A 19,621-nucleotide genomic window follows, 5' to 3' on the forward strand; every position below is an offset into this window, starting at 1 on the left:
ACAGGTGAGTGACTTGTTGTATGAAATTCAGGATCGATTGTGTTTACTCACTTTAAATCGTGTGAGTAAACACAATGCCTTTGATAATCAGCTTTTAAGTGAGATGCAACATCAGCTTGATGCTGCTATTGCCAATTCTAATGTTCGTGTCATAGTGCTCAAAGCAAATGGAAAACATTTTTCTGCAGGCGCTGATTTAGCCTGGATGCAAAACATGGCACGTTATAATGAAGAAGAAAATCTCAAGGATGCCATGATACTTGGTAATCTGATGTACACTTTAAATAAAAGTCCTAAACCGACTTTAGCTATGGTGCATGGCTCTGCTTTTGGTGGTGGAGCAGGACTTGCAGCAGCATGTGACATTACTATAGCTTCCCAATCAGCACGTTTTTGTTTTTCGGAAGTTAAATTGGGCCTAATACCAGCAGTAATTAGTCCATACGTCGTGCAAGCCATTGGCGAACATAGTGCTAAAGCGTTATTTATGAGTGCTGAGGTTTTTGATGCAGCTAAGGCATTGTCATTACATTTAATACAACACTGTGTTCCTGAGGAAAGATTGCTGGAATTTACACTTAATTATGCAAAACAAATCAGCAACAATGCACCCGACGCAGTCAGAGCATCAAAGCAACTGGCAAGCTATGTAGCAAATAGAAAAATAAATGAAGAGCTTGTTTATTACACTGCTTCCTTAATCGCTCAAAAAAGAGTATCAGCTGAAGGACAACAAGGACTTAATGCGTTTTTAAAGAAAGAAACACCAAACTGGAATTAGTAGCCTGGGTGCAGCGCAGCGGAACCCGAAATACATCGTTTACCGATCCCGGGTTCCGCTGCGCTGCACCAAGCTACAAAGTACTCGGACTCCATTAGAAGAGTTTAAGTGGTTATAAAAGTAAAAATTAATGAGGCACTAATGTTTAATAAAATTCTTATTGCCAACCGCGGTGAAATTGCCTGCAGAATTATCAAAACTGCTCAATCTATGGGCATACACACAGTAGCTATTTATTCCTCGGTTGATAAAAACAGTCTGCATGTACGAAGTGCTGACAGTGCGTATTTTGTTGGTGACGCACCAGCTAAAGACAGCTATCTGAATATTGCTAATATTATTCATATTGCCAAGGAATGTGGAGCACAAGCTATTCATCCCGGTTATGGATTTTTATCTGAAAACCCTGAATTTGCCAAAGCATGTATAGAAGCTAACATTGTGTTTATTGGTCCTTCAGTCAAAGCAATGGAAGCAATGGCCTCCAAACAATTGGCCAAACAATTACTGGAAAAAACCAAAGTGCCATTAACCCCGGGCTATCATGGCAGTGAACAAACTGAAGACAAATTACTGGCTGAAGCAAAAAAAATAGGATTTCCTGTCCTTCTCAAAGCGGCTAATGGAGGTGGGGGTAAAGGGATGCGTGCTGTTCATCACGAATCAGAGTTTCGTGCTGCCCTGGCAGGAGCAAAACGTGAATCAATGGCAAGTTTTGCTGATGATACAATGATTATAGAAAAGCTGGTGCTTCATCCTCGCCATGTTGAATTACAAATCATGGCAGACAATCATGGCAATGTAGTTCATTTATTCGAGCGGGATTGTTCCATTCAACGGAGACACCAAAAAATAATTGAAGAAGCTCCAGCACCCAATTTATCTGTTTCTTTACGACAAAAACTTGCTGAGGCGGCCTGTGAAGTAGCCCGATCTATAAAATACAGTGGCGCAGGTACTGTTGAGTTTTTAGTAGATGATTCAGAACACTTCTATTTCATGGAAATGAATACTCGATTGCAGGTAGAACATCCAGTGACGGAAATGATTACTGGACTTGATTTAGTCGCCTGGCAGTTGAAAATTGCTGCTAATGAAATTTTACCCTTAGTACAAGATAGAATTCAAGTACATGGTCATGCAATCGAATGCCGTATCTACGCCGAGGATCCGCATCATGACTTTATTCCATCCATAGGGCAAATCCACTTTTTACAAGAACCTTTTGGAGATGGGATACGCATTGATACAGGGGTACAACTTTCATCACAAATTACTATGTACTATGACCCTATGATCGCTAAGCTTATCGTGTGGGGGGCTAATCGCGATGAAGCTTTATCCAGATTAGAACATGCTTTATCCAATTATTTTATTGGCGGAGTGAAAACGAACATTCCGTTTTTACAAGCTATTTGCCAACATCCCAAATTTAGACAGGCAAAACTCAGTACCGATTTTTTAAGCCAGGAAAAAATCATACTCTCTGCAATAGACAAAGAAATAGCCTTAGTCATGACCGTGAGTTTTGATTATTTAAACAACATCAATACATTTCGAGATCCCTTATTGCAAGAAACTTTTGCCTGGCAATCTCAAATATCAAGCCATTGGATATGGCGTTATAAAGATCAGAATGAATTGATCGAAGCATTTATCACTCCAATTGATAAAAATCACTTTAAAGTTCGATTCAAAACACAGGAGCATTTAATTTATGCTCATTTGTCTGGTGATAAAATCTTTGTTGAAATAAAGATACAAAAACATCACGCTACAGTTGAAAATAAAAAACAATCTTTGACCTTGTATACGAATCAAGGGCAAATTACTATTGAACGGTTTAACTGGGGAACAATTGGTGCGCAAACCAACGTTCATAAAGGACAGCTTACAGCACCAATGCCAGCTACTGTAGTCGCAATTTTAAAAAATATCGGCGAGAAGGTAAAAGCAGGCGAACGTTTAATCGTTTTAGAAGCAATGAAAATGGAACATACCATTCATGCCCCCACTGACGGTACTTTATTGAATATATTCTATACTGTGGGCGCACAAGTGAACGAAGGAGAAGAATTACTGTCATTAAGTGAAGAAGATTCTTAAATAAGTTTGGTCATATTGCTGGAGGAAACGAAACAAACCCTAGGAGTTAGCACCATTACCATTAAATTAAGAGTTTTTGCATTCCCGTAAAAGCGGGAATCTAATCTTAAAGTAGCACTTTGCCTCGCTAGAAATGGTTCCCTTTTTCGCGGGAATGACAGAGAGGATTAGCACATGATTACAGTTTCGCTTTACCAACAAAGTATGGCCACCTTGGAAAATTAAAAGAGATAATTATGGACTATCCGCAAAACGTAACCATTATAGAAGTAGGCCCGCGTGATGGCTTGCAAAATGAGTCTTCTTTTGTATCCAGCAAACATAAAATTGAGTTAATCAATTTACTCAGTGAATCTGGTTTGCAATATATCGAAGTAACAAGTTTTGTATCTGCAAAAGCAATTCCTCAACTGGCAGACCATAATGAAGTATTCCGTGCAATAGCTAAAGTCCCATCCATACACTATTCTGCATTAGTTCCTAATGAACAGGGCATGCTCAAAGCGTTGGAAGCTGGTGTAAAAGAAATTGCAGTATTTACGGCAGCAAGTGAACAATTTAACCAACGAAACATTAATTGTTCCATCGACGAAAGTATTTCTCGTTTTAAACCCGTCCTCATTTTAGCAAAAGAAAAACACATCAAGGTACGAGGGTATATTTCCTGTGTCCTTGGTTGTCCTTATGAAGGAAGTGTAACTCCCGAGAAAGTAGTTGAAGTAACTAAAAAACTATTGGATTTGGGCGTAGATGAAATTTCATTAGGAGATACTATAGGTGTTGGAACTCCATATCAAACTCATCTATTACTCGAACAAGCACTTAAGTTATTGCCTCTAAACCAATTAGCAATGCATTTTCATGACACTTATGGCCAGGCCATAGCAAATATTTATACTTCCTTACAACACGGTGTCCACCGTTTTGATAGTTCAGTTGCTGGGCTTGGTGGTTGCCCTTATGCACGTGGAGCAAGCGGTAATGTAGCTACCGAGGACGTTCTATACTTAATGCATGGTTTAGGAATAAATACAGGCGTGGATATATTTAAAATTGTGACGGCTGGCGATATGATCTGTAAAATTTTAGGACGTAAGAATCAATCAAAAGTCGCGAATGCTATGTTAGCAAACCCCTGTAATTAGAATATTTATCAAGGTATATCCCACGTCTCCCAGACTGTCTCTATTGAATAGAGTCTGGCTGAAATAAAGTAATAAATATGAGAGAGTGAAACATGAATGATATCTTATGGAAGCCCAAACACCCTAAAAAAAGTAAAATGTGGCAATTTATGGAGTTCGCTGCCAAAAAAAACGGTCAGATTTTTGAAAATTATCAAGATCTGCATACCTGGTCCATTAAACATCCTGACTCATTTTGGCCAACACTTTGCGATTTCTTTCATGTGCAGTTTGATACTGCACCTTACCAAATTCTGAATCATTATCATAATGATGAAATGATAAATGCACATTGGTTTGCTGGAACTCAATTTAATTTTGCTGAAAAACTATTATCCCGCAAAGATAAACATCCAGCTTTAATTAGTCTTAATGAAGACAACAGCAAACAAGTAATTAGCTATGAACAATTACATGATTTGGTCGCACAATGTGCAGCAGGTTTAAAAGCGATAGGAGTTAGTGCTGGTGACAGAGTAGCTGCTTTAATGCCCAATACTGCACATACAATTATCGCCATGCTCGCTACAACATCATTAGGAGCGATTTGGTCTTCCTGTTCACCTGATTTTGGCGCTCAAGCCGCAATTGATCGATTGGGACAAATTGACCCCAAAGTACTGTTTATCTGTGACGGTCACCAATACCAAGGAAAAAAACACAGTGGATCTGAAAAAATCAAACAACTTAATGATGCTATTAGCTCACTCATCCAAATTGTAATTTGCCCTAATATAAACGAGTCCATAGATATCTCTGCACTGCCTAAAGCTCAGCATTGGAAGGATTTTCTTCGTCCAGCAAGTCACTGTGACTTTGTTTCCATGCCTTTTGAACATCCAGTTTACATTATGTTCTCATCAGGAACTACTGGAAAACCAAAATGCATTATTCACGGAGCGGGTGGAACTCTATTACAGCACATTAAAGAGTTAGGGTTGCATACCGATCTGCATGCTAAAGACAACTTATGCTTTTATACTACTTGCGGATGGATGATGTGGAACTGGACTGTTTCTGCACTTGCCTTAGGAGTGACTCTCACTTTATACGAAGGTTCTCCGACTTACCCTGAAAGCGATCGTTTATTCAAATTAATCGCAGACGAACAGGTCACTGTTTTTGGCACCAGTGCCAAATTTATCTCCTCCGTAGAAAAAGCAGGAGTTAAACCTAAAGAAGAGTTTGATTTAACTCACTTGCGATGCATTCTTTCAACAGGCTCACCACTTCTACCTAAAAACTATGATTTTGTTTACGAACAAATCAAAGATGATGTGCAGCTTTGTTCTATTTCAGGTGGTACAGACATCATTTCTTGTTTTGCCTTAGGTAATCCAATGCTTCCAATTTACAGAGGGGAATTGCAATGCTTAGGTCTTGGTATGGCTGTTGATGTATTTGATGAAGAAGGACATCCCGTTCGTGAAGAGCGCGGGGAGTTAGTCTGTACAGCCCCCTTCCCGTCCATGCCTGTAGGTTTTTGGAATGATCCCGAAAGAACTGCATATCAACGCGCTTATTTCGAACGATTTCCCGGAATATGGGCTCATGGAGATTTTGCAGAGATTACCGCTCACAATGGATTAATCATTTACGGACGCTCCGACGCTGTTTTAAATCCTGGAGGCGTGCGTATTGGTACCGCTGAAATTTATAGACAAGTAGAAAAAATAGATGAAGTAGTTGACAGCATTGTAATTGGTCAAGATTGGCAAGACGATGTGCGGGTCGTTTTGTTTGTTAAATTGCGTGACAGCGTGAAGCTCACCGAAGAGCTAATAAATAAAATACGTTTAACGATTCGTCAGAATGCCTCACCAAGACACATACCAGCGAAAATACTGCAAGTTGAAGATATTCCAAGAACAATTAGCGGCAAAATAGTAGAGGTTGCTGTCAGACAAGTTGTTCATGGTTTACCTGTAAATAATTTGCAATCTCTGGCAAACCCTAATTCATTAGATTATTTTAAAGATCGTGAAGAATTACAACAATAAAAAATGGATACTGCTGCATTATTACAAAAATTCAGCAGTATCCATAACTAATCTTAGAGAGTCCTTCAAGCGGTAAAAATAACTTTGGACTAAGATATGGATAAAAAATATTCTTCACAGGAATATTTTTTTCCCATACCATTCAAACACAGCCTAATGTTTATAGTACCTATCGGACCATCTATAGCGAATTGTGCAGGCATGGTATCGCTCACCGAAAAAAGGACAAATCCATTGGCGGATGGCGATTGGCCTATAATACTATATCCTGGTGTAAGAATTCTTATTCCCGCCGTGGGATAAATTTTTCTCGGAGTAGTCGTAATAATAGAAAGCGTTGATGAAGCCGGTGGAATCGTTGCCAAAAAATGTTGTCCGGATCCGGGGATAAAATCATTGCATGTGGCAAAAACCACTGGCTCTAAAAAGAAAAACAGCGTCATACCAATAAAGAGTGTCCTTTTCATCATCCTAGAATTCCTTTTTACTAAATTGTGACTGAACAAATAATGGCATTAGCATAGTTATTACCTGTTTTTAGAGTATTGATAATGAGATCATTATTCTTCGCCAATTGCCCTTGACCCAAGTAAAAAAAACGATAACCACATTCCAGAGGAATCTTATCTGCAACATTGTTAAATTGAAGACCAGCACCCACTGTAGCTGCAAATGCAGTGGAATTACGATCTGAAAAACCATTGTTAGGAAGGGTAAATAAGGTAAGCGGTACTTCTTTATAATGACTGGTTTCAATAAAATTCGGACCAATACCCACATCTAAAGCAAGATTAACTTTTTCACTATGAATCGGAACAATGCTTTTAGCCATAAAAAACAATGGAATGTTTTGAATCTTATAGGTATAAGAAAGGTTCGTATCCAAATGCTCTTCAATAATATACCCTTTAGTCGTGGTTGTACCTAAGAAGAAAACATTTGCACCATAAGAAAAATTAAAGCGATCCAGTTGTGGACCATCTAAAAAATAACCCACTCCCGCAAGACCACTACCTTGAAAATGACTTTTAACCGTATATCGATTTCCAACTAAGTTTTGCACTCTAATGTCTTGAGCTTTCCCCTGAGATGCATAAAATCCTCCAAGCTCAAGAACCAAATGACCTTTTGTATAATCGAAAAAGAAATTATTTACTGGTTGACCCTCTGCAAAAGAAGCAGTTGAACTCATGAAGGACAAAAATATTGGTACTAATCCTCTATAGCTGGCTTTATCAAAACGCATTAGACATCCTTGTATTTCTTTAAACTGCATCATCCATCATTCTGTATCCACCGAAGTGGACAACTCAGCTTGGGCATCTCAGCAAGTTAATGTTTATTAAAGCTAAACATATTACAATGCAATAAAATCATAAACAATATCTTTCAGAGACAACAAAAAACATTGCTCCAACTCACACTTACTGTCCTGTTCTCCAAAACTCATTTGTAACATCAAAACACGATTAAAATTTAAAATATCGCATTTGTTTATGCCAACAATTTGTGTATAATATTGCAATGGCGTCGATTTGAAATTCAGCTTGCGGACGCTCAAAAAAGGAGCTCTTTTTTGAAAATACGGCTAAAGCGGATATGATTACATTCCTCTAAGTCTCTGCCCGCACGCATAATCTCAGGTTATAATATGATTGAATTAAGTGGATTATCCAAATCCTTTTCGGGTAAAGAGGTTCTTCGTGACATTAATCTATTTATCCAAGAAGGTGAAATTTTCGGAATCATTGGTAAAAGTGGTGCAGGAAAATCAACCTTATTAAGATGTATTAATCTTCTAGAACGACCTGATGAAGGTCATGTCATCATTGATAACCAATACCTAACAAGTCTTTCAAGAAAAGACTTGGCTTTAGCCCGCCACAAAATGGCAATGATTTTTCAACAATTCAATTTACTCGGCTCAAAAAACGTTTATGACAACATTGCGCTCCCCATGCGCATTCAAGGAATTGACGAAGAGGTCATATGTAATAAAATTGAAGAATTACTGCCAATTGTCGAATTAACCGATAAAAAACTGGCATACCCCGCACAACTCAGTGGGGGCCAAAAACAAAGAGTGGCTATAGCTCGTGCTTTAAGTTGCTCACCTAAGATTCTGCTTTGCGATGAGGCAACTTCAGCATTAGACCCAGAAACAACAGACTCTATTTTAGCGTTACTAAAAAAAATTAATGCGCTTTATGGCATCACTATAATCCTTATCACTCATGAAATGGATGTAGTGAAACGTATTTGTAACCGGTTGGCAGTAATGGTTGATGGCGAGTTAGTCGAAACCACCGCACTTGCTAGTGTATTTAATAAAAAAGACAGTCTGGCTCGAAGTATGCTTTATGCACAGCTTAGCCCACAATTGCCTGAATGTCTTACTAAAAGACTCGCAGATTATGTAACCGATAAACCTTTACTGCGCCTATTCTTCCAGGGCGAAGAAGCAACGGTACCTTTTATTAGTCAAACAAGTCGTGAGTTAAATCTGGACATTAACATCTTGCTCGCCAACATCGATCGCTATGATACGGTAACTTGCGGCGTTGTAGTTGTTGAATTAACTGCACATCAATTTTTACTTGAAGCATTCATTGAACGCTGTAAACAAGCCAATTTAACTGTGGAGGTTTTAGGTTATGTCCTTCCCGATGGCATATGATTTATTCATTGCAACATATGAAACACTGTATATGGTAGCCATTAGTACTTTATTTGCAATTATACTCGGCCTACCTTTAGGAACATGGCTTTATTCGTCCAGTCATGTTAAACCAATGCCTAAAGTGTATAAAGCATTATCCGCTTTCATTAACATGGCACGCTCCATACCTTTTATTATTTTATTAGTAGCAATTATTCCATTTACCCGGCTCATAGTGGGTACTTCAATTGGAATGAACGCGGCAATAGTACCTCTTACACTTGGTGCAACACCCTTTTTTGCTCGATTGGTAGATAATGTTTATCGCAGTTTACCTTCAGGCCTTATCGAAACAGGTTACGCAATGGGTGCGAACACCCAACAAATTATCTTGCATATTTTATTACCTGAAGCGAAACCTGCATTAATTCATGCGATTACTGTTACGGCGATTACTTTAGTCAATTATTCAGCAATGGCAGGAACTGTTGGTGCTGGCGGTTTGGGTACTTTGGCAATTAACTACGGTTACCAACGCTTTGACGCTGGAGTGATGATATCAACAGTAATCATTTTGATTGTGATGGTACAACTGATTCAAATGGCCGGAGATTATTTAGCAAAACGTTTTTTACATAACTAGGCCTTAATCTATATTATTTTTGGAGTATTAAATGCGTATTTTAGCTTATTGCGTTTTATTATTGAGTCTTGTTGCATGCAACAAACCATCACCAAATACTTTGGTAATAGGAACCATTGCTGGTCCAGAAACTGAACTGGTTGAAACAGCAAAAGAAGTAGCAAAGAATAAATACGACTTAAATATAAAAATTGTAACCTTCAATGATTACAATTTACCCAATGAAGCATTACAAGATGGAAGCTTGGATGCAAATGTCTACCAACATTTACCTTATCTTAATACGGCTGTTAAAGCACATGCATATACTCTAGAGGCAATAGGTAGAACGTTTGTTTACCCAATGGGAATTTATTCCAAAAAATACACCTCTTTAAAAGAATTACCGGAAAAAGCAGTAATCGCCCTCCCCAATGACCCCAGCAATGAGATGCGTGCGCTGCAATTATTGGAAAAAGCACAACTGATTACCTTAAAACCGACTCAGAATACTGGCACAAAAGATATTGCAACAAATCCATATAACCTGAAGTTCAAAGAAATGGATGCCGCACAATTACCAAGAGTTCTACCTGATGTTGATGCAGCAGTAATCAATACAACCTTTGCCTTACCCGCAGGTTTAAGTCCTGCACGTGATGCATTATTTACTGAAGATAAGAGCTCACCTTATGCCAATATCATTGTCATTCGCAGCAACTCTCCTAAAAAAGCACAACTGGAGCTTTTTGTTAAGGCGTTAAACTCTGAAGAGGTTAAAGAAAAGGCGAAAACTTTGTTTGGCGATTCAGCCATTCCTGCTTGGTAGATCTATTTAGATTGATAACCTGAGTGAAGGCAAAGCCGTCACCCAGGGTTATGGAATAGGCTCCTTTTTGTTCCAGCCACCATTCGTGCGGCTCTCGCGAACATCGAAAAATACTAGGCATACAACCCATGGCCGTCAAGCCAAGAGTATTTTAGTGTTTCATTTGGTAAAAATCTCATGTTCAAATCATTAGCTGTGTTTACCCAATCTTAACAATCCTGACGATTTGGACCTAATCCTCTCTTAATGAATAAGTGTTATACTTCATAAAAGTGTTATACTTTATAAAAAAGAGAACTCTTGAGGTAACAATCTATGCCTTCATTTAGACAAGCATTTTTTAATCTTTTACATTCTAGAACACTTACAAAACAATTTACACCTGAAGAACTAGAAAAAATCTATAAAGACTATCGCGACACAGTCGGATTATCTGAAGACCTTACTTTTGGAGATAAAGCTTTTGATAACCATGTTAATAAAAGAATCCAGGATCACACAGGCTTTAAAACGCAAATCGGTCCAGAGGAAGAAGATACTCTTGAGAAATTACTCAAAGGCGATACTCCTAAAGAGAAAAAAGAAGTTAGAGATGAACTCAAATCAATATTAGAACCCCAAGATTTTTTTACTGCAGCGCAACAGCAATATAAAGATTCAATGGAGTATTTTCATGAACGGATGAAGAAATTTCCAGAGCTTACAATAGACAACCTTCGAGGCCAACTTGAACAAATTACTACTCGCGGAAGAGACGCACTACTCGCTCAACAAAAAGAAGAACTAAAAAATTTAGAAGCTAAAGCCGAGGGTATAGCGAAGAAAATCGGAACCGCTTTAAATATTAGCGATCCTGGGGAAATACAAAAAATACAAGATAATTTAATCAAAGACTTAAAAAAATCCCATGAAGAACAACGGGCCGAATTCGATAAAACTGCAAAAGACAATGAGGGAATACTCCATAAAGCTGCTGGCCAGGAACAAAGACGTATGGTCTTCTCTGTCTTATTAGAAAAGACGAGATTACAGCTGAACGACCAAGATAAACAAGACATGTTGGATGAAATGAATCGGGCACGAGAGGAGAACCTGAAGCGAAGGCAGATGACTCGTCCAGATGAGCTTACAACAGCTTATATAGATAGTAGCGATGATAAGGATACAATCTCTGCCGTACGCGCAGAAGACTTAGATTTTATCATTTCCCTATCCGGGTCTCGGATATACCAAACTAAGGGAACAGCTGACCAACCTGGTGTGTGGACAGTACAAATGCATCCTCGCATACTTTCTCCTTTTTACTATTTAAGTAATAAGGAAAAACCTAAAGTAGACATGCTGACGATGGCTCAAGCAGTTAGAGCCTCTGGATTTGACTCAATCACCATGACTATTAATTTCAAGGATAAAGATACCCAAAAAGCAAGAGCTCGAGAAGCTTATAAAGCAGCACTTGAAACGGGTTTTGATCCGGCCCCGCTACCTGGGGAAGAGAAGAAAGATGCAAAAGAGCAAAGAAAAGGTATTCATCTAAAAGATGGAGCTGGCAATGAAATTAATCCAAGAGATCTCTTCTCTGACGAAGAATTGAATGATCTTCATCAAAAAGCAGCCAAAACACGTGAGAAACTCGATAAATTAGTAAAAGTACCTACACCAGTATCTTCCGAAACAACTACCCAAAAATTTCGCAAAGAATTAGATGACGGTAGAAAAGAACATAGACCAGAAATTGATCTGACTAAAGAACATGAACATGAAGACAAAATAAAGCAAATTCTCAGTAGTTAACTAAAACGCCACCTGGTTTTTTATTTTAAAACCAGGTATGACGTTCTTGATAGTTTACCTAAAATAATGCTCAAAAAATTCCACTATTCCCTCAACCTAATTTCTGTTATTTTATAAGATTAACTACGGGTTAGGCTAAGGAGATAGCTATGGATGATACTCGTGAATTCGATGAAGAAGCTAACGAGATGGAAGAGTTTGGTGTCGATACCCCCCTAACTACGGAAACAAATCCTTCGACTAAATTGGAGCGAAGAAGAAAAATAGAAGACTTATTTGAAGAAAAACGTCTCCGAGAAGAACTTGCAGAATTTGGTTAGTATTGTAGCCTGGGTGCAGCAAAGCGGAACCCGGGAGAAAAATAGTCCTGAATCCCGGGTTCCGCTTTGCTGCACCCAGGCTACAATTACCGAAAATTAGAAAAATAAATATCAAACCGCACTGTTTTTCCCTCTACAGCCACATTTCCAGGCAATAAAGGTTTTATTTTTTGCGGCCATTTTACTACTACTTTTTGTTTCGCCCGACTTATCGCCAATTGAATGAGTCCCAGTGCGTCTTCATCTGTACCGATGATTTGTTGTAACGCTTGCATTTCTTTTTTTACCAATGCGGATTTACTGCGTTCGGGGTGCATGGGATCAATGTAAATAACGTCAGGGTAGTCTTGTTCTGTTAAGGAATTCAAATAGGAATAAGCATCTCCAGCATGAAGCATCAAATGCAGTGGGTGTTGTTCTGATTCATTTCTGCGAATTAAAGCATCCGACAATAAAGAAGCCATAACAGGATGACGCTCAATCATTAATACTTCAGCGCCAAAACTGGCTAAAATGGAAGAGTCTCGCCCCCAACCTGCAGTTGCATCAATAATTTTAAGCCCGGGAGAGGGTTTGCAGGCACGAACTAATCCTTGTTTTTTCCCCTCAGACTTTCTTTTACTCCAAAAAGCGGCACTGAATTCAGCAAAGATTGGGGAAAAACCAGGTATTTTTAATGACAGTTTATCTTCAGTAACAAAGAGGCAAAGACTTGCATTTCTATCTACAACAAAATTCAATTGTTTTGCAATTGCTTTTGCTTTATCGTGCAGGTTTTCGTGCTCATAACCTACTGCTGAAATATCGACCATATAATATCGCAAGAGTTATTCAATTGTAGCCTGGGTGAAGCGTAGCGAAACCCGGGAAAGTAAAATTTATATATCCCGGGTTTCGCTACGCTTCACCCAGGCTACATCTACTACATAAATTACGGCAATTATCCAATCTGCAACAATGAAATATCAGCAACTCCTTGCAATAAATCCTGCAATCGCGCTAGAAGTGCTAAACGATTAGTTTTTATTGCTGAGTCCTCCACCATGACCATTACTTTATCAAAGAAAAGATCTACCGGTTCTTTAAGGCTGGCAAGTAATTTAAGTAATAGTCCATAATCAGCAGAACGATATAAAGGTTCTACTGCGCGTGCAATTTGATTGATATGGACATATAAAAATTTCTCTGGCTCTTCTTCAAAGAGTTGTTCATTAACAGGTAGCAAAGTTTGTCTTCCTGCTTGAGAAAGCAGATTATTCACGCGCTTACATGCAGCAGAAAGTGAGGCTGCTTCAGGCAGTTTTACAAACAACTGCAGCGCATTCAAACGCTTATCCAGATCATACAACCAGTCATCTTGACGAGCTCGTACCGCATGTACCAAATCAACACTTAGCCCTTGGCTTTGATAATGAGATTGTAAACGTTCCAGAATAAACGATTTCAATTCATTCAGTAAATTGGGCTCAACAGTTATCAGATTGCCATAATGAATCATTGCTTGTTCAATTAATGTACTTAAATTGAGTTGTGCTGTTGTTGCACTAAGTAAACGGACAACAGCTAAAGCGTGACGACGTAACTTAAATGGATCTTTTACCCCGGAAGGCTTTTGCCCTATACCAAAAATACCAACCAAAGTATCGATCCGATCTGCTAAAGATAAAGCCAAACCCAAATCCGATTCAGGTAAACTGTCCGCAGCAAAACGCGGCATATATTGTTCATTTAAAGCTTGGGCAACAATTTGATCTTCGCCATCATTGAGTGCGTAATAATATCCCATTAATCCCTGTAACTCAGGGAATTCACCAACCATTCCTGTCAACAAATCACATTTGCTCAACTGTGCTGCACGTTGTGCCTGTTGTAAGTTCAAATGCATAGCAGGACTCAAATAAGTCATTAATGCTTCAATGCGTAACGCTTTATCCTGTAAACTTCCTAATTTTGCTTGGAAAACAACATGTTCTGTACCCGAAATACGCTGACTCAAAGGCAGTTTCTTATCTTGTCGGAAAAAGAATGCTGCATCACTTAAACGCGCTCGCATCACTTTTTCATTCCCTAAAATTACTTGTTTGGGATTGGTGCTGACAATGTTCGAAACCGTAATAAAATGAGGCAGCAACTTCCTTTGGCTATCCTTTAGAGCAAAACATTTTTGATGTGATTGCATTGAAGCAATTAAGGATTCAGCAGGAACTTCGAGAAATTCTTTTTCAAAATCAGCCATTAAAGCCTGAGGCCATTCAACAATTGAAGTCACCTCATCGAGCAAATCTTCGGGCATGATTACTGTAGCCTGAATGGACGCTGCTAACTCCTCAACTTGTTTTTTAATCATTTGCTTTCTGGTTGTAAAATCAGCAATAACAAATGCTTCTTTCATTTGTGATTCATAACTTTGTGCTGAGTTAATTACGATTTGTTGTGGATGATGAAAACGGTGTCCACTACTGTTACGGTCACTTTGAACTCCCAAAAAAGTATGCTCTATAACCTTGTCACCATAAAGCATCACTACCCAATGTACAGGTCGGGCAAATTCTTCCTCTCCTACTCCCCAACGCATAGGTTTAGCAATCGGCAAGGCAGCTAAAGATTGGCTGATTAAAACAGGGAGTAAATCTTTGGTTTTATTACCTTTACTTTGGGTTTCATAGACAATCCAATCCCCTTTTCCTGTTTCTATTCGGGAAAGTTGCGCTACCTCTACACCACATGATTTGGCAAAGCCAAGTAAAGCGGGTGTTGGTTTGCCTTCTTTGTCGTATGCAGCAGCTAATGCGGGACCTCGACGGGTAACACTCTGGCTTTTTTGTTCTTCTTGCAAATCCAAAATAGTAATCGCGATACGTCTTGGTGTAGCAAAACGCTTTACTTGTCCATAGCTTAATTGTGCTTTATCTAATGCAGCCAATAATTGATTAGCAAACTCATCGGCCAAAGGCCAAACTGAACCAGAAGGTAATTCTTCACAACCCAATTCAAAAATAAAATCATTGACCATCACACACCTTTTGGTTAAGCATAGGAAAGCCTAAAGCTTCGCGCGCTTGGTAATAAGCCTGCGCTACTGCTCTTGATAAATGTCTTACGCGTAAAATATAGCGCTGTCTTTCAGTAACGGATATCGCTTTGCGGGCATCAAGCAAGTTAAATGAGTGTGATGCTTTGATTACCATTTCATAAGCTGGAAGTGGTAATTGCAATGCAATCAGTTTTTGTGCCTCGCCTTCATAATAATCAAATTGTTTAAATAATTCTTCTACATTTGCATGTTCAAAGTTATAAGCAGACATTTCCACTTCATTTTGATGAAACACATTACCATAAGTGATTATGCCATTTGTGGTATTGCTCCAGGGCAGATCAAATAAATTATCCACTCCTAATATATACATTGCCAAACGTTCCAAACCATAAGTCAACTCACCAGTTACCGGTGCACACACCAAACCACCTGCTTGTTGGAAATAGGTAAATTGGGATACCTCCATTCCGTTTTGCCAAACCTCCCATCCCAAACCCCACGCCCCTAAAGTAGGTGATTCCCAGTTGTCTTCAACAAAACGAATGTCATCAGCTAAAGGATCAACTCCCAGTGCTCGTAATGAATCCAAATATTTATCTTGTATATCTATAGGTGAAGGCTTGAGTACAACCTGAAATTGGTAATAATGTTGCACACGATTTGGGTTATCTCCATAACGACCATCAGTAGGTCTTCGAGAAGGCTGTACGTAAGCAGCCGACCAGGGCTCAGGCCCTATTGCCCGCAGGAAAGTTGCCGGATGGAAGGTGCCCGCGCCAACCTCCATATCAAAAGGTTGTAAAATTACACATCCTTGAGCAGCCCAATATTGCTGCAAAGTGAGAATAATGTCCTGAAATGTAGATGGTTTTGTCATGAAGATCTCAACGTAGCCTGGGTGAAGCGAAGCGGAACCCAGGAAAAATTTGTATCATGAAAAGCCTGGGTTCCGCTTCGCTTCACCCAGGCTACGTTTGTATTTAACTTGATTACTTATGAATTACCTGCTGCTTTCTTAATTAATTCTTGTAGTGACTCTTCACTGGCTGCACCAGGTATAAATGATGGCTCAGAACCTACTTTAAATTGACCATTTGGAGTTGAGGCAATTATAAATGCGGGAGTTCCCATCAGATGTAACTTCTCTGCTAATTCACGGTTTGCATCTAAAATAGCGGTTACTTCTTTGCTTTGCATATCAGTCTTAAATTTTTTCATATCCAAACCTAAGGACTTAGCAGTAGACATAACGATTTGATCATTTAGGCGTTTGTCAACAGAAATTAATGCATTATGCATGGCTTGGTATTTATTTTGCATACCAGCAGCTAAAGCAGCTCTGGAAGCTAACTCAGAGCTTTTACCAAAAATTGGAAACTCTTTATAAATAACACGCAAATCACTGTCTTTCTTAATCAAGCTTGCAATAATTGGTGACATTTTTTTGCAATGAATGCATTGATAATCAAAAAACTCTACTATAGTCACATTACCTTTTGGATTACCCACAATCGTAGTTTTACCTTGGAATAATTGATCTGTATTTTCTTTAATAGCAGATTGAGCTTGCTGCTGCATATTTTGTTGTTGTTTTTGTTGCAGCGCTTGTGAAGCTTCCAAGAGCACCTCGGGATTCGCTACTAAATAGTCATGCACTACTTTTTCAATTTCTTTTTTTTGTGCATCAGACATAGGAGTTGTATTATTGGTATCTGCTGCCATAATTGCAGGTGATACTAAAGATGCTGCCAGCGCTCCTACTGTTAATAAATTTGTAAATTTCACACAGTTCCCCTTAATTTATATAGTTTACATAATACCTACAACTTTCCAACCGGCACCCTAGCATCCGCTTTAAGAAAATTCAATAGGGTCTATTTACAATTCTACTATTTTGAACTTAAATGGCGAATTGTAAACAGGCCTAGTTAGTGTGTTATTGCATTAATTTTTGTATCGCAATTATAAAGGTTAATATAGATTTCTCGAAGCCTTGGTGCAGGGGCGAAGCCATTAATTATAACGAATTAAAACCGGCTTGCCCACTACATTTCAAACTAACTCACTGCATTTCAACAGCTAAATTTGCATAGGCTAAAACAAGCCATTTAACCCCATGCTCACTAAACTTCACTTGAACACGGGTATGGGCCCCACTACCTTCTACTGCCATTACTACTCCTTGACCAAATTTTGCATGAGTCACACTTTGGCCTAAAGACAACCCCGAAGTTTCTGGCACAACGGAAGGTTTATTTCGGGATATAACTGGTGCTTGAAATTTCGCCTTAACGCGAATCTCATCAAGTGATTCCTGAGGAAGTTCCCTTAAAAATCGTGAGGGCCGATGATATTCTTCCCGCCCGTATTGTCGTCTTATTTCAGCATAAGATAAAACCAGTTTGCGCATGGCACGTGTCATGCCTACATAGCATAAACGACGCTCTTCCTCCAAACGCCCAGGCTCTTCTAAAGACTGTTTTCCTGGAAATATCCCCTCTTCCATGCCTACTAAAAATACAATGGGAAACTCAAGGCCTTTCGCAGCATGTAAGGTCATCAGGTGTACGTAACGCTCATGTTCTCCCGCCTGCATTTCTCCAGCCTCCAAAGAAGCATGTGCTAAAAATGCATTCACTAAAGGAATTTCCTCTTCCTCCTCTTGCTCATAACGAAATTGTTTTGCCGCATTGATTAATTCTTGTAAGTTATCCAGGCGGGACTCCGACTTGTCCCCTTTGACTTTGTTGAAATGAGCATACAAGCCACTCAACTGAATCACTACGGATAACTGCTCGTCCAATTCCATTGCTACTGTATTATGTTGTAACTGTTCGATTAATTCGATGAATTTTAATAGTGCAGAACCTGCCCGTTGCGCCATTTCACCTGATTGCAGTAATGTTTTTGCGGCATGCCATAAAGAGCATTGTTCTGATTTGGCATAATAACGCAGCTCATCAAGCGTCTTTTCACCAATACCTCGAGTGGGGAAATTAACGATGCGCTCAAAAGCAGTATCATCATCGGGATTAACCAATAAGCGCAAATAAGCCAAGGCATCTTTTACCTCTGCACGGTCAAAGAAACGTAATCCACCATAAATACGATAGGCAATTCCTGCACGTAATAACGCTTCCTCTAAAACCCTGGATTGAGCATTGGAGCGATATAAAATAGCAATTTCATCAGCACTTATACCCTGATTGATTTCCATCATAATTCGTTCACAGACAAAACGCGCTTCTTCAAGCTCATTAAAAGCACTGTAGACCAGAATTTTTTCTCCAGTGGCTCCATCTGTCCACAGATCTTTCCCCATACGTGAATTATTATGTGTAATTAATGCATTTGCTGCGTCGAGTATCGTTACTGTTGAACGATAATTTTGTTCTAACCGAATAATTTGTGTGTTTTTAAAATCATGAGCAAATTGCTGAATATTCTCAACCTTGGCTCCACGCCAACCATAAATGGATTGATCATCATCGCCTACAGCCAAAACAGCAGCATGCTCACCCGCAAGAAGACGTATCCATGCATACTGAATTGTATTGGTATCCTGAAACTCATCAACCAATATTGCTTGAAAACGTTGACGATAATGGGCAAGAATCTCTGGGGTATCGCGCAATAACTCGTGGGTTCGCAATAACAATTCTGCGAAATCAATCACCCCTGCTGTCTGACAGGCTTGCTCATACGCACTATAAATATTGAGTAACGTTTTACCTGGCCCATAAGACGAAGTATGTACGTGTTGAGGTCGTACCCCTTCATCTTTGCGTCCATTAATAAAGGATTGGGCCTGTTTTACTGGCCATTGTTCCGCATCAAGATTTAATGAGCCAATGACCCGCTTTATCAGACGTGCTTGATCTTCAGAATCTAAAATATGAAATAGTTCAGGCAAATTAGCGTCTTTATAGTGTCGACGGAGCAAACGATGGCACAGTCCATGGAAAGTTCCAACCCATAATCCCAGCACAGGAGCACTTAACATACTGTTTAATCGCGTCCTCATTTCACCAGCAGCCTTGTTAGTAAACGTTACTGCGAGTATCCCATGCGGCGAAATATGTTCCTCTTCAATTAACCAAGCAATGCGACTGACTAAAACTTTTGTTTTACCGCTTCCTGCCCCAGCAAGCACCAGCGTATTACCAAGCGGGGAAGTAACTGCTTCACGTTGTCGTTCATTCAATCCTTTAAGAATTGCAGCAAGTGTCATAAATAAATTCCAGGAAAAATAGATGCTGTATTCTATTAATAGATCCACTCTCTCGCAA

Annotated in this window: 16 protein-coding genes; 9 read left to right on the top strand and 7 right to left on the bottom strand. The window is 39.2% G+C overall.

The annotated features are described in order from the left end of the window. The first annotated feature begins 4 nt into the window (after positions 1-4). The 4 genes from Ltuc_RS07560 (at position 5) to Ltuc_RS07575 (ending at position 6,071) form a co-directional block, all read left to right on the top strand. Positions 5-781: an enoyl-CoA hydratase-related protein gene (locus Ltuc_RS07560; protein ID WP_058520670.1), complete on the top strand. Its 777-nt coding sequence runs from the start codon at positions 5-7 to the stop codon at positions 779-781. A 141-nt stretch (positions 782-922) separates the two neighbouring features. Further along, positions 923-2,887 (top strand): acetyl/propionyl/methylcrotonyl-CoA carboxylase subunit alpha, encoded by a 1,965-nt coding sequence (locus tag Ltuc_RS07565; protein WP_058520671.1) that lies wholly within the window; start codon positions 923-925, stop codon positions 2,885-2,887. Positions 2,888-3,123: 236 nt separating this feature from the next. Next, the gene (locus tag Ltuc_RS07570) at positions 3,124-4,032 is read left to right on the top strand and encodes a hydroxymethylglutaryl-CoA lyase (RefSeq protein WP_058520672.1); all 909 of its coding nucleotides are present in this window, start codon (positions 3,124-3,126) and stop codon (positions 4,030-4,032) included. 92 nt (positions 4,033-4,124) lie between these two features. Next, positions 4,125-6,071, top strand: a complete 1,947-nt coding sequence (locus Ltuc_RS07575; RefSeq protein WP_058520673.1) for an acetoacetate--CoA ligase — start codon at positions 4,125-4,127, stop codon at positions 6,069-6,071. 89 nt (positions 6,072-6,160) lie between these two features. On the opposite strand, the gene Ltuc_RS07580 is transcribed toward Ltuc_RS07575, so the two are convergent. Beyond that, positions 6,161-6,541: a hypothetical protein gene (locus Ltuc_RS07580; RefSeq protein ID WP_058520674.1), complete on the bottom strand. Its 381-nt coding sequence runs from the start codon at positions 6,539-6,541 to the stop codon at positions 6,161-6,163. 17 nt (positions 6,542-6,558) lie between these two features. After that, positions 6,559-7,317, bottom strand: coding sequence for a hypothetical protein (locus tag Ltuc_RS07585; RefSeq protein ID WP_058520675.1), 759 nt, complete (start codon positions 7,315-7,317; stop codon positions 6,559-6,561). A gap of 405 nt (positions 7,318-7,722) precedes the next feature. On the opposite strand from Ltuc_RS07585, the gene Ltuc_RS07595 reads away from it, so the two are divergent. The 5 genes from Ltuc_RS07595 (at position 7,723) to Ltuc_RS15525 (ending at position 12,295) form a co-directional block, all read left to right on the top strand. Then, positions 7,723-8,748 carry a methionine ABC transporter ATP-binding protein gene (locus Ltuc_RS07595; RefSeq protein ID WP_058520677.1) on the top strand — a complete coding sequence of 342 codons (1,026 nt, stop codon included), beginning with the start codon at positions 7,723-7,725 and terminating at the stop codon, positions 8,746-8,748. After that, entirely contained in the window at positions 8,726-9,373 is a 648-nt protein-coding gene (locus Ltuc_RS07600) for a methionine ABC transporter permease (protein ID WP_058520678.1), read from the top strand. The genes Ltuc_RS07595 and Ltuc_RS07600 overlap by 23 nt, the downstream gene beginning before the upstream one ends. Positions 9,374-9,404: 31 nt before the next feature. Further along, positions 9,405-10,181 (top strand): MetQ/NlpA family ABC transporter substrate-binding protein, encoded by a 777-nt coding sequence (locus Ltuc_RS07605; RefSeq protein WP_065236210.1) that lies wholly within the window; start codon positions 9,405-9,407, stop codon positions 10,179-10,181. A 315-nt stretch (positions 10,182-10,496) separates the two neighbouring features. Next, positions 10,497-11,975: a hypothetical protein gene (locus Ltuc_RS07610; RefSeq protein WP_058520679.1), complete on the top strand. Its 1,479-nt coding sequence runs from the start codon at positions 10,497-10,499 to the stop codon at positions 11,973-11,975. 149 nt (positions 11,976-12,124) lie between these two features. Next, positions 12,125-12,295 (top strand): PA3496 family putative envelope integrity protein, encoded by a 171-nt coding sequence (locus tag Ltuc_RS15525; protein WP_165480985.1) that lies wholly within the window; start codon positions 12,125-12,127, stop codon positions 12,293-12,295. Positions 12,296-12,381: 86 nt separating this feature from the next. Here the strand turns inward: Ltuc_RS15525 and Ltuc_RS07615 are convergent, their stop codons facing one another. The 5 genes from Ltuc_RS07615 to uvrD all read right to left on the bottom strand — a co-directional run bounded on the left by Ltuc_RS07615 (position 12,382) and on the right by uvrD (position 19,563). After that, positions 12,382-13,107: a class I SAM-dependent methyltransferase gene (locus Ltuc_RS07615; protein ID WP_058520680.1), complete on the bottom strand. Its 726-nt coding sequence runs from the start codon at positions 13,105-13,107 to the stop codon at positions 12,382-12,384. A gap of 128 nt (positions 13,108-13,235) precedes the next feature. Next, positions 13,236-15,308 carry a glycine--tRNA ligase subunit beta gene (glyS, locus tag Ltuc_RS07620; protein ID WP_058520681.1) on the bottom strand — a complete coding sequence of 691 codons (2,073 nt, stop codon included), beginning with the start codon at positions 15,306-15,308 and terminating at the stop codon, positions 13,236-13,238. Continuing rightward, positions 15,298-16,209 (bottom strand): glycine--tRNA ligase subunit alpha, encoded by a 912-nt coding sequence (gene glyQ / locus Ltuc_RS07625; protein ID WP_058520682.1) that lies wholly within the window; start codon positions 16,207-16,209, stop codon positions 15,298-15,300. Before glyQ ends, glyS begins: the two co-directional genes overlap by 11 nt. 116 nt (positions 16,210-16,325) lie before the next feature. Next, positions 16,326-17,117, bottom strand: coding sequence for a DsbA family protein (locus Ltuc_RS07630; protein ID WP_058520683.1), 792 nt, complete (start codon positions 17,115-17,117; stop codon positions 16,326-16,328). 277 nt (positions 17,118-17,394) lie between these two features. Continuing rightward, on the bottom strand, positions 17,395-19,563 hold the full coding sequence (uvrD, locus tag Ltuc_RS07635; protein ID WP_058520684.1) for a DNA helicase II: 2,169 nt from the start codon (positions 19,561-19,563) through the stop codon (positions 17,395-17,397). Between the last annotated feature and the right edge of the window lie 58 nt (positions 19,564-19,621).

Origin of the sequence: Legionella tucsonensis (assembly GCF_001468035.1) — a bacterium.
Taxonomy (GTDB): Bacteria; Pseudomonadota; Gammaproteobacteria; order Legionellales; family Legionellaceae; genus Legionella; species Legionella tucsonensis.